The following is an 11,572-nucleotide window of genomic DNA, read 5'->3' as shown; positions in this document are numbered from 1 at the left end:
GCACCCAGCGAGGAGAACCATGTCCACCGCCCCCGTCGCCGCGGCGACACCGAACCTGAAGCAGGGCCAGCTCAGGAACCTCGTGTTGGCCACCCTGGCCTCCACCGTGGGGTTCTGGGCGTGGACCGTGATCGGGCCGCTGTCCAAGCGCTACGCCACGGAGATGCACCTGAGCCCGGGGCAGACGGCCATCCTGGTGGCCATGCCCATCTTCGTGGGCTCGATCGCCCGCGTGCCCGTGGGGGCGCTCACGGACAAGTTCGGCGGGCGGCTGATGTTCACGGTGATCCTGGGGGTCACCGCGCCGCTCGTGCTGCTCACCGGCGTGGTGGGGGGAATGCACAACTTCCCGCTGCTGGTGGTGGTCGCGTTCTTCCTGGGCATCGCGGGCACGGTCTTCGCGATCGGCATCCCGTTCTGCTCCGCGTGGTACGAGTCCCACCGCAAGGGCTTCGCCACGGGCGTGTTCGGTGCCGGCATGGTGGGCACCGCGGTCTCCGCGTTCTTCACCCCGCGGCTCGTGGCGGCCACCGGGTACTTCACGACGCACGTGATCATCGCCGCGATCGTGGCCGTCAGCGCGGTGCTGTGCTGGCTCATGCTGCGTGACTCCCCGGCGCGCGCGGGCGTCCCCGTGGAGCCGGTGGTGCCGAAGCTGAAGGCGGCGTTCAAGCTCAAGGTCACGTGGCAGCTGTGCTTCCTCTACGCCGTGGTCTTCGGCGCGTTCGTGGCGTTCTCCAACTACCTGCCCACGTACCTCGCCAACGTCTACTCGTACGACCCCACCGCCGCCGGCACCCGCACCGCGGGCTTCGCGGTCGCGGCCGTGATCGCCCGCCCCGTGGGCGGCACCCTCGCGGACAAGCTCGGGCCCAAGGTCATCACGCTGCTGTCCCTGGCCGGGACCATCGTGTGCGCGGTGCTCGTGGCGTTCCAGCCCAGCGGCGAGCACGTGTACGGTCCGCTGTTCCTGCTCATGGCACTGTTCCTGGGCCTCGGCACCGGCGGCGTGTTCGCGTGGGTGGGCCGGGCGACGCCGGCGGCGAACGTGGGCACCGTGGGCGGCGTGATCGCCGCGGCCGGTGGTCTGGGCGGCTACTTCCCGCCCTTGGTCATGGGTGCCACCTACGACCCCGAGAGCAACTCCTACTTCGTGGGGCTCACCCTGCTCGCTGTGTTCTGCCTTGCCGCGTTCCTGCTGGCACTGGTGGTCCGGCACGGGGGGCGCAAGGCCGAGAAGTGAGGTTGGCGGCGTCGTTGTCCGAGGCATGGACGACGACGCCGCTGTCACCCCTCCGAACGGGCGCGCAGCGCGTGCTGCACGAGCGCCATGCACTCCTCGGGGGAGTAGTGCAGCTGCCCGGCCACCTCGTCGAGGTACCGGGCGGCGGCGCGTGCCGCGGCGGCGTCGCGGTCGTCCCGGCCCTGCGCGATGAACGTGCCCTTGCGCCCGCGTGTCTCGATCACGCCGTGGGTCTCCATCTCCCGGTAGGCCTTGGCCACGGTGCCCGCGGACAGCCCCAGCTCGGACGCGAGCGCGCGCACCGGTGGGATGCGGTCACCCACCATGAGTTCCCCGGAGGAGACGTCCCGCAGGACGCATTCCACGAGCTGTTCGTACACCGGTGTGGAAGCGGCGGGATCCACCGTGAACATGCCTTGTCCCCTTCGATCGACTCCCCTCATGGTAGGTGGCCTACCGCTGAAAAGGTGGGGTGGGTGTCCGCCCCGACACGTAGGCTGATGGGGTGTCCGAGCACCCAGAACTTCCCGTCCCCGCCGCGGCTCCGGCCGATCCCCGGGCCGTGCAACGCTTCGTCGATCACGCCCTGGGCCGGGCGCGCGTACTCGGACGCGACCTGCCCGCCCCGGGTGAGGGCGCCACGCGTGAACTGTGGCGCGAGCTGAGCGCACTGGGTCGGATGGACCTCGCCTACGCGAGGATCATCGAACCCCACCTGGATGCCTTGGCCATCCTGCGCCAGGCGGGCCGCACCGACCTGATCACCGACCGCGACACGTGGGGCGTGTGGGCCGCGGAGGGGTCGGGCGAGCCGTTGCTGGCCACGCCGTCGTCCGCTGCGCACTCGGCCGATGATGACGCCGCCGACGGTCCGCACTGGACCCTGACCGGGACCAAGCCCTGGTGCTCGCTCGCGGGTTCCGTCTCACGCGCCGTCGTGACCGCGCACGTCACCGACGAGGTCGGGGAACCCACGGGACACCGTCGGGCGTTCGTCGTGGCCACGGACCACCCGAGATTCCGGCCCGAAGCCGCCGCGGGGTGGACGTCCCGCGGTCTCGCCGAGGTCGTCACGGTACCCGTCCGTTTCGGGGGCGTTCCGGCGCAACCGCTCGGCGCGGACGAGTGGTACCTGACCCGCCCGGGCTTCGCGTGGGGCGGGATGGGCGTGGCGGCCGTGTGGCTCGGCGGCGCACAGTCCGTCGCGGATCTGCTGTGGTGCAAACTCGTGCGCCCCGCACGCCCCGTCGACGACGTCGCTCGCACCGCCCTCGGGCAGCTCGACCTCACGCTCGGCGCGGCTCAGGCCGTCCTGGACCGTGCGGCCGCGGCGGTGGACCGCGGCGAGGCCACGGGTGAGCACGGCGCCGCATGGGCGTTGCGCGTGCGCCGCACGGTGGCCGACGCCGCCGACACCGTGATCCGCGTGGTCTCCCGCGCCACCGGGCCCGGTCCGCTCACGGGGGACCCCGCACACGTGCGGCGGGTCGAGTCCCTGCAGGTCTACATCCGCCAGGACCACGCCGAGCGGGACACCGCCGCCCTCGGACGCACCCTGCTGGAGCTGGTCCAGGATGGGTCGGAGGAGACCCCGTGGTGAGCTTCGACCACCATGATCCGGGCACGCCCGAGGCCGACTGGGCCCGCTGCGGCGCTCTGCACCGCGCCCCCGAGGTGGACCTGACCGGCGTGGACCGGGTCGTCGTGTTCGCGGCCCACCCGGACGACGAGACCTTGGGGGCCGGCGGCACCGTGCACCGGCTCGCGGACGCGGGAGCGGATGTGCGGGTGGTCGTGGCGACCCTGGGGGAGAACTCCCACCCGGATTCACCGACCCACACGCCCGAACGATTGGCCGCATTGCGCCACGAAGAGCTCGCCGCCGCGGTGCACACCCTGACCAGCACGGACACCCCGCCGGAGTACCTCGCCCTGACCGACGGCGGCCTGACCGAGGATGAACTGTCCGAGCCGGTGGCCCGTCATCTCGAATGGCTCGAGCAGGGGGAGCAGCCGTTGGTGATCGTCACGTGGGAGGAGGACGGGCACACCGACCACGAGGTCCTGGCCCGCACGGTCGTCGCGGCCGCCGGGGCGTGGGGGGTGCGCTGCCTGCAGTACCCCGTGTGGTTCTGGCACTGGGGTTCCCCCACGCGCCTGCCGCGCGGGCTCGTGCGGGTCCCACTGGACGACGCCGCTCGCGCCGCCAAGCGCTCCGCCCTGGCCCACCACGTGACCCAGGTGCAGCCGCTGTCCGACCGGCGGGGGGACGAAGTGCTCCTAGGCCCCCACGTGCTCGAACACTTCGATCGTTCGGTCGAGTTTTTCGTGCTCGGCACGCCCGATCAGCGGACCGTGTTCGACCGTGTGCACACCGCGAGCGCGGACCCCTGGGCCGTGGACACCTCGTGGTACGAGCGGCGCAAACGGGACGTGCTACTCGCGTGCCTGCCGCGGGAGCATTACGGCAGCGTCCTGGATCTGGGGTGCTCCACGGGCGCCCTCACGGTGGAACTGGCCCGGCGCGCGCGTTCCGTGACCGCGGTGGACGCAAGCGACGTCGCCCTGAGCGCCGCCCGCACCCGGCTCGAACGGAAGGGCGTGCCGAACGTGGAACTCGTCAGCGCCGTGCTGCCGCGCGACTGGGACGAGGACTGGTCCCCGCGAGAGCTGATCGTGGTGAGCGAAATGGGGTACTTCTGCTCGCCCGAGCAATGGCGCGAGCTGTTGCGGCGCTGCGTGGCGGCGCTCGCGGACGGCGGGCACCTCGTGCTGTGCCACTGGCGGCACCCGATCGCGGATTGGCCGCTCGACGGCGCGGACGTCCACCGCGAGGCTCGGCGCACTCCCGGGCTGCGCGGGGTGCTGAGCCACCGCGAAACCGATTTCGTGATCGAGGTCTTCGCGCCCGTTCCCGCGGGGGACACATGATCCGCCGGATCGCCGTGATCATCCCGGCGTGCAACGAAGAGGACCGCGTGGGCCGGTGCCTCGAGTCGGTCGCCGGTGCGATCGCGGGGCTGGGTCATGATCCGTCGTTCGCACGGTCCGAGTGGGCGTCCGCCGACGACGTCGCCGGGCCCGCTCCCGGCACGTCCCGAATCGATGCCATGCGGGCCTTGCGGGGGGCGCCGCGCGGTGTGGGGACGGGCGACGTCGAGGTCACGGTCGTGCTCGCCGCGGACGGCTGCACGGACCGGACGGTGGAGCGCGCGCGCCAGGCGTGGGCGGTGTCGAACCGGGACGGTGGCCGAGCCCGACTGGAGATCGTTTCGGGGCAATGGCACAGCGCCGGGGGAGCGCGCGCCGCGGCAGCCCGGCAGGCGCTCGCGGCGTCGGACCCGGAGTGGATCGCCTCCACGGACGCGGACACGATGGTGCCCGAGAACTGGCTGCGCTACCAGGTGCAGCGCGCGGGCGACGGTGTGGATGCGATTCTCGGGACCGTGGAACCGGACCCGGCGGAGTGCCCGCCGCACGTGTACGAGCTGTGGCAGCGCGAACACACGCTCGTAGAGAGCCACCCCCACATCCACGCGGCGAACATGGGTGTGCGCGCCTCGTTCTACGAGCACACGGGCGGTTTCCCGCCCCTGGCGTGCAGCGAGGATGAAGCCCTCCTGGCTGCACTGCACCGAGTGGGCGCACGGGTCGAGGCCACGGACCGGATCCGTGCGGTGACGTCGGGGCGGCTCGAAGGACGTGCGGAGCTCGGGTTCGCGCATCACCTGCGGACGCTCTCACTGCCGCGGGAGGAATCGGAGTGGCGCGCGCCCGCTTCGCCCATCGCAAAAACGCTTGAAGGGCCTCCCTCTCCCGTGGCTAACGTAGAAACCATCAGCATCGTCAATCAGGAGGTATGCCATGAGTGAGAAGTCCATCACCGTCAGCCGTCTCATCGACGCCCCGGCGGAGGAGATCTTCGAGATCTTGACACTGCCCGCCAAACACCCCAGCCTGGACGCCTCCGGGACCGTCATCTCTGGCACGGACCAGCGCATCCAGAACGTCGGCGACGTCTTCGTGATGAACATGAACGCCGAGATGATGGGCGGGGACTACAAGACGGAGAACCACGTCACCGGTCTGGACCCCAACAAGCTCATCGCGTGGAAGCCCTGCCCCGAGGGCACCTCCGTGGAGGACAACGGCTGGGAATGGGTGTACGAGCTGCAGCCCGAGGGCTCGGACTCCACCACCGTGACCCTCACCTACTCGTGGGAGCACGCCAACCCCAAGGTGACGAAGAAGATCAGCTTCCCGCTCTTCGGCGAGAAGGTTCTGGAGGAGTCCCTCGAACGGCTCGCCTCCACCGTCGCCGGCTCCTGACACCCCGCGGAGCGGTGTGCCCCGCGCCAGAATGACCGTTCGCCCGCGTCCTCCCGAGGGAGGACGCGGGCGTCGTCGTGTCCGGCTGCGGTGCCGCCGCTTCCGCGTGACTCCCGCACGACGCCGCACGGAAACCTGGCGCGGGAGCGGCCCGGGCCCGGGCGCGCACCGGGCGTACCCTGGCCGAGGTCGTGCACGCATGGTACGGCCGGGCCCGGGAAGACGCAGCTGCCCGGGCAGGACAGTCGTAGCAGGAGGTGCACCCGGGTATGGGATCGTCACGCAGGGTGTGGGAGGGGTACGACAAGGGCAGTCCGGGATACAAGCGGATCCTCGTGGCCCTGTTGTGCGCCGGCGTGGCCACGTTCGCCCAGCTCTACTCCGTGCAGGGCGTGCTGCCCATCATGGCCCAGGACCTCGACATCGACGCCGCCCAGGCCGCGCTCGCCGTCTCCACCGCCACGCTGGGTCTCGCCGTGGGGGTGATCCCGTGGTCGCTCGTCTCGGACCGCTGGGGACGACGCTGCGCCATGGTCGCCGCGATCAGCTGCGCCGCCGTCCTGGGCGTGCTCATCAACGTCATGCCCACGTTCGAATCCCTCGTGGGCCTTCGGTTCCTGGAGGGCGTGGCTCTGGGCGGGATTCCCGCGGTGGCCATGGCGTACCTCGCGGAAGAGGTCAATCCGCGCTACGGGGCCGTGGCAGCCGGGACCTACATCTCCGGGACGAGTCTGGGAGGGCTCTCCGGGCGCATCGTGGCCGCCCCGCTCGCGGACTTCTTCGGTTGGCGCGTGGGGACGAGCGTCGTCGCGCTGATCGCCGCCGCCGCAGCCGTGACTTTCATCCTGTTGATCCCGCGTCAGCGCGGTTTCACGCCCCAGCCCGTGCGGCTCACGGGGGAGCAGGGGATGATCGCGCACCTGTGGGTCAACCTCAAGGACGTGCGCCTGGTAACCCTCTACCTGCAGGGGTTCCTGCTCATGGGTGGTTTCGTGGCGGTGTACAACTACATCGGTTTCCACCTGGGGGATGAACCGTTCAACGTGCCCCAGAGCGTGGTGTCCCTGCTGTTCCTGGCCTATCTCTCCGGGACGTGGTCCTCCGCGCGGGCGGGAAGCCTCGCCGATCGCTTCGGCCGCCGCCCCGTGTTGATCGCCGCGGCCCTGATCATGCTGGGCGGTCTGCTGCTCACGGTCGTCCCGTGGCTGCCGGTGATCGTCGCGGGGCTGCTGGTGTTCACCGCCGGATTCTTCGCGGCGCACTCCGTGGCCAACGGATGGGTTCCCGCCATGGCCACCGAGGGGCGGGCCCAGGCGTCCTCCCTCTACACGCTCTTCTACTACGGCGGCTCCTCCGCGCTGGGGTACGCCGCCGGCATCGCGTTCACGGGCGCGGGCTGGGGCGGGGCGGCCCTGTGCATCGGTGCGTTGATCGTGATCGCGATCGTCCTGGCCGCCATCTTCCTGCCACGCCGCCCGGTGGTACCCAGCGGGAACTGAGGTGTGCCGCCGGGTAACGTACGACGGAACCCGAGCGGCGTCGTCGTGTGATACCCACCGGGTGGTGAATCGCGCGGCCCGGGGCCCTGGGCCTGCGCTGGACGTAACCCGGAACACGTCCGATGGGCCCGCACGTTCCGCGGGCGAACCCCGGTCCGCCGCGGCGGTGCCAGCAAGGAGACCCAGTCATGAGCCAGATCCTCATCCGTCACCTCTTCGGACCCGGCCCCACCAACCCGTATCCGGAAGCCACCGAGGCGCTGGCCCGGCCGCTGCTGGGCCACCTCGATCCGCAGTTCCTGGAGATCATGGACAGTGCATGCGACGGTCTGCGCGCGGTGTGGGGCACCGAGAACCGCCGTACGCTTCCGCTCTCCGCGACCGGTTCGGCCGGGATGGAAGCGGCGTTCGTGAACTTCGTGAACCCCGGAGACCCCGTGGTGATCGCGGTCAACGGTCTGTTCGGGGAGCGCATGTGCGACGTCGCCTGCCGGTGCGGCGCGGACGTGATCCGCGTGGACTTCCCCTTCGGCGAAGCCGTGGACGCGGAGAAGGTCGCCGCGGCCCACCCCTCGCCCAAGATCATCGCGGCGGTGCACGCGGAGACTTCCACGGGCGTGCGCTCGGACATCGCCGCCCTGGGCCGGATCAAGGGTGACGCACTGCTGCTCGTGGACGCCGTGACCTCGATCGGCGGCATCGAGCTCAAGGCAGACGAGTGGGGCATCGACATCGGCTACGCCGGGACCCAGAAATGCCTGGGTGTGGCTCCGGGGCTCGCGCCGTTCACGGTGTCCGAGCGCGCGTGGCAGCGCCGGGTCGAGAAGCCGCGCTCGTGGTACCTGGACCTCGGCATGCTGGGCGGTTACGTGGGGGAGGCCTCCGGTTCCAGCCGCACCTACCACCACACCGCGCCCGTGGCGATGGTCGCATCCCTCGAGGCGGGTCTGCGCCGTGTCCTCGACGAGGGGCTCGACGCCGTTCGCGAGCGTCACGAGGCCGCCGGCCGCGCGCTGCAGGACGGTTTGGAGGCCATGGGCCTGGAACTGTTCGCGGCGCAGGGACACCGCTTGCCGGAACTGACCACGGTCAAGGTGCCAGAGGGCGTGGACTCGGCCGCGGTGCGCAGGGAACTGCTCGAGAAGTACGACATCGAGATCGGCGCCGGTGTGAAGGAGTACGCGAACACGGTGTGGCGCATCGGGCTCATGGGTCCGAATGCTGCCCCGGAGTCGGTCACACTGATCCTGGGTGCGCTGCGGGAGGTGCTGGGCCGGTAACGGGCGCTACCCGCCCTGGACAAGGGGGCATCTGTGCTGCGATAAGAGGCGAAATCGGGGCTCTGGTGTGCGCGGCGCAGCATAAATGGTGTGCGCACCCGCCGACACTCTCATCCGCAGGCACCCTCGCCGGTCCGACACCACCCCCACGGACAGCGGTCCACCGCACACGGCCCCCAACGACACAGTGGGCCCCGCCGGATCCGGCGGGGCCCACTGTGCATCTGTGCAAAGAGGGGATCAGATGCTCAACTGCTCCTTGATCGCACCCACGAAGGCCTCAAGGTCACCGGGGTCGCGGGAGGTGATCAGGGTCCACTCGTTGGCGGGGCACACCTTGACCTCCTGGTCCACCCAGTTGCCGCCGGCATTGGTGATGTCGGTCTTCAGCGACGCGTAGGACGTGAGGGTCTTGCCGTCCACCAGGCCGGTCTCCACGAGCAGCCACGGGCCGTGGCACAAGGCGGCCACTGGGCGGCCGGAGGACGCGAAGGACTTCGCGATCTCCTGCGCGTCCTCGTTCAGGCGCAGGGCGTCCGCATTGAGCGTGCCGCCGGGCAGCAGCAGCAGGTCGTACTCGGACTCGTTGACGCTGGAGATGGTCTGGTCCACGGGGAAGGTCTCCCCCCGGTCCCAGTCGCCCACGAGGGACTTCACCTCGCCGGTCTCGGGGGCGGCCACCGTGACCTCCGCCCCGTCGGCCCGCAACTTCTCCAGGGGCACCTTCAACTCGTCCTGCTCCACGCCCTGGTTGGTCACCAGAACGAGAATCTTCTTGCCGGATAGTTCAGCCATTGTCGAGAATCCTTTCTCTTGGTTGGTGGTTCCACTGTGGCACCGCGGCACTTTCCCTGGCAAGGGTGTCCCCGCCGGTTCCGCTATCAGCGACACGATCATGACGCCGCCGCGCGGCGTCTGCTGCGTGCACCCAGCGTCCCCTCACGCGAAGGGCTGCGACACCCGGTCCAGTGCGGCGACGTCGTCCGCGCCCAGGTGCAGTGCGGGCGCCGCCACCAGCGAGGACAGCTGCGCGGCGGAGGATGCGGAAGCAATGGGTGCGGTGACGCCCTTGGCGAGCAGCCATGCGAGGGCCACGGTGGCCGGCTCGGCGCGGTGCCTGTCCGCCACGGAGACCAGTTCCTCTACAACCGCGAAACCCTCGGGGGAGACGTACTCCCGGGCCATCTGCTCGCGGGCCGCTCCTTCGAGGTCATCGGTGGTGCGGTACTTGCCCGTGAGGAAGCCGGAGGCCAGGGCGAAGTAGGGGAACACGGCAGCGTCGTACTCCCGGGCGATCGCGGCGTAGTCCCGCTCGAAATCGCGGCGGTGCACCAGGTTGTACTGCGGCTGGATGGCCGCGGGCACCGCCAAGCCGCGCTCGCGGGCCACCGTGAAGAACTCGCGCATGCGCTGCGGCGAGTAGTTGGACAGCCCTACCGCGTGCACGCGCCCGGAATCCACGAGCTCGTGAAAGGTTTCCACTTGCTGCTCGATGGGCGTGTCCGCATCGTCGTAGTGCGCGTAGTAGAGGTCCACGTAGCCGGTCTGCAACCGGTCGAGGGACGCCTCGAGAGAAGCCACCACGGTGTCGTGGGCCAGGCCGCGGAACTGCGGGTGCGCACCGGTCTTGGTCGCGAGCACCACGGAGTCACGGTTGCCGCGCGCCGCGAACCAGCGCCCCAGAACCGTCTCGGATTCCCCGCCCTCGTGGCCCTCGGCCCACACAGAGTACATGTCGGCGGTGTCCACGAAATTTCCGCCCGCGGCCACGAAGGTGTCCAGGACGTCGAAGGACTGCTGCTCGTCGCTCGTCCACCCGAACGTGTTCCCGCCCAGGTTCAGCCGGAAGATCTCCTGCTCGATCCCGGCGATCCGTGCGGTGGTGGGTGCGTGCTGGCTCATGGGAACCTCCTGCGGTGGTGTGGTGGCCGGTCGGGGCCTTTTCCCTGGCGACTGTAGCAAGCCGACATTACGGGGCGGGTAGTGTCAGACGACGCCCGGCTCGGGGGCCTGCGCGACCTGGATGAGAGTGCCCCAGGGGTCCTCGAAGCGCAGCACGGCGCCGTCGTGGCGGGTGGCCACGCGGTGGTCCGTGAGGCGCTCCTCCAGCGCGGCGATGTCCTCGCCGGTGGGGAGGTCGATGTTGACCTGGCCCAGGCCCAGGGACGCGGCGCGCGGACCGGCGCCCGCGCTGTTCCACGTGTTCAGAGCGATGTGGTGGTGGTAGCCGCCGGCGGAGATGAACAGGGCGGACCCGGCGTCGCTCATCACCTCGAAGCCGAGCGTGTCCACGTAGAACTCGCGCCCGGTGGAAATGTCGCCTACCTGCAGGTGGACGTGACCCAGCGTGGAGGCCGGTGCCGTGGTCGGCTGTGGTGCCTCGAGGGGCAGATTCGTGCGCAAGAACTCGTTCGGGTCCAGATAGTTGGAGGCCAGGCTGAGCAGGCCGTTCGCCTCGCGCTGCCACGTCTCACGGGGGCGGTCCGCGTAGAGCTCCACGCCGTTGCCCTCGGGATCCGTGAAGTAGAACGCCTGGCTGTAGAGGTGGTCCGCGGAGCCCGTGAAAGTGCCCGGTGCGAAACGGGCCATCGAGGCGAGCGCGCGGGCCAGGGCGGCGTCGTCGTCGAAGAGCACGGCGGTGTGGAACAGGCCCGCCTGGTTCGGGCGCCAGGACGGCAGGTCCGTGACGCGGCGCAGGCGCAGGACCATGCGGCCGTCGTGGCCCAGTACGGCGGTGTTCCCAGAGTGCTGCAGCACGTCCAGGGTCACGCCGGTGGAGTAGTAGGCGATCATCCCGTCCAGGTCCTTCACGAGCAGCTCCACGGCGCCCATGGTGGTGCCGTCGGAGAGCAGGTCGTCCGCCGGGCGGCGGCGCAGGCTGCGGGGATCGGGGCGCTGGGTGAGCAGGGACACGGGAACCACTTCCTTGTCGGGGGACGGCCCAGGAGGCCGCCGGAATACTCAACACATTACCTAAGAAATAGTTACTGTAGCAAGTACATCCGGACAAAAACATGGATGCACGTCAACAAAAAGCCACCTTGTGATGGGCCAATCATCACGTCGCCCCTCGGGCGGCCAATCGACCCTGACCACTCGGCCGAGCCCTGGTCGACGGGTCTGGGTGTGTCGAGCAGAGAGGGGGCAGACCCGTGGGAGAGTTTCTGGACCGGCGCCCCAAGCAGTTCCTCGCCGCCTGCTGGCAGCACCTGGGCCTCACG

The 11,572-nt window shown here is 70.2% G+C and carries 11 protein-coding genes; 7 read left to right on the top strand and 4 right to left on the bottom strand.

The genetic code is table 11. From position 1 onward, the window contains the following. The first annotated feature begins 19 nt into the window (after positions 1-19). Entirely contained in the window at positions 20-1,243 is a 1,224-nt protein-coding gene (locus ACW9PK_RS03775; protein WP_368835821.1) for a nitrate/nitrite transporter, read from the top strand. A 44-nt stretch (positions 1,244-1,287) separates the two neighbouring features. On the opposite strand, the gene ACW9PK_RS03770 is transcribed toward ACW9PK_RS03775, so the two are convergent. Then, positions 1,288-1,656, bottom strand: a complete 369-nt coding sequence (locus ACW9PK_RS03770; RefSeq protein WP_068468289.1) for a GntR family transcriptional regulator — start codon at positions 1,654-1,656, stop codon at positions 1,288-1,290. A gap of 92 nt (positions 1,657-1,748) precedes the next feature. Here ACW9PK_RS03770 and ACW9PK_RS03765 point away from each other — a divergent pair, with 92 nt between their 5' ends. The 6 genes from ACW9PK_RS03765 (at position 1,749) to ACW9PK_RS03740 (ending at position 8,351) form a co-directional block, all read left to right on the top strand. Further along, positions 1,749-2,843 carry an acyl-CoA dehydrogenase family protein gene (locus tag ACW9PK_RS03765; protein ID WP_260850635.1) on the top strand — a complete coding sequence of 365 codons (1,095 nt, stop codon included), beginning with the start codon at positions 1,749-1,751 and terminating at the stop codon, positions 2,841-2,843. Then, on the top strand, positions 2,840-4,174 hold the full coding sequence (locus tag ACW9PK_RS03760; protein ID WP_457016595.1) for a PIG-L family deacetylase: 1,335 nt from the start codon (positions 2,840-2,842) through the stop codon (positions 4,172-4,174). The genes ACW9PK_RS03765 and ACW9PK_RS03760 overlap by 4 nt, the downstream gene beginning before the upstream one ends. Further along, positions 4,171-5,115, top strand: a complete 945-nt coding sequence (locus tag ACW9PK_RS03755; protein WP_085106508.1) for a glycosyltransferase — start codon at positions 4,171-4,173, stop codon at positions 5,113-5,115. Before ACW9PK_RS03760 ends, ACW9PK_RS03755 begins: the two co-directional genes overlap by 4 nt. Further along, entirely contained in the window at positions 5,108-5,572 is a 465-nt protein-coding gene (locus ACW9PK_RS03750; RefSeq protein WP_085106507.1) for an SRPBCC domain-containing protein, read from the top strand. Before ACW9PK_RS03755 ends, ACW9PK_RS03750 begins: the two co-directional genes overlap by 8 nt. Before the next feature lie 269 nt (positions 5,573-5,841). Then, positions 5,842-7,071: an MFS transporter gene (locus ACW9PK_RS03745; protein ID WP_457016592.1), complete on the top strand. Its 1,230-nt coding sequence runs from the start codon at positions 5,842-5,844 to the stop codon at positions 7,069-7,071. A gap of 188 nt (positions 7,072-7,259) precedes the next feature. Next, entirely contained in the window at positions 7,260-8,351 is a 1,092-nt protein-coding gene (locus tag ACW9PK_RS03740) for a pyridoxal-phosphate-dependent aminotransferase family protein (RefSeq protein ID WP_270451654.1), read from the top strand. Positions 8,352-8,591: 240 nt separating this feature from the next. On the opposite strand, the gene ACW9PK_RS03735 is transcribed toward ACW9PK_RS03740, so the two are convergent. The 3 genes from ACW9PK_RS03735 to ACW9PK_RS03725 all read right to left on the bottom strand — a co-directional run bounded on the left by ACW9PK_RS03735 (position 8,592) and on the right by ACW9PK_RS03725 (position 11,273). Beyond that, a complete protein-coding gene (locus tag ACW9PK_RS03735; protein ID WP_457016590.1) occupies positions 8,592-9,146 on the bottom strand; it encodes a type 1 glutamine amidotransferase domain-containing protein in 555 nt (184 codons plus the stop codon). A 144-nt stretch (positions 9,147-9,290) separates the two neighbouring features. Then, entirely contained in the window at positions 9,291-10,253 is a 963-nt protein-coding gene (locus ACW9PK_RS03730) for an aldo/keto reductase (protein WP_457016588.1), read from the bottom strand. 84 nt (positions 10,254-10,337) lie between these two features. Continuing rightward, positions 10,338-11,273 (bottom strand): VOC family protein, encoded by a 936-nt coding sequence (locus ACW9PK_RS03725; RefSeq protein ID WP_457016586.1) that lies wholly within the window; start codon positions 11,271-11,273, stop codon positions 10,338-10,340. Positions 11,274-11,572: the final 299 nt, after the last annotated feature.

The organism is Kocuria sp. MNB10, assembly GCF_054073685.1.
Note: the sequence above shows the minus strand (reverse complement) of the source record. Positions and strands in the feature narration are given on the sequence as shown.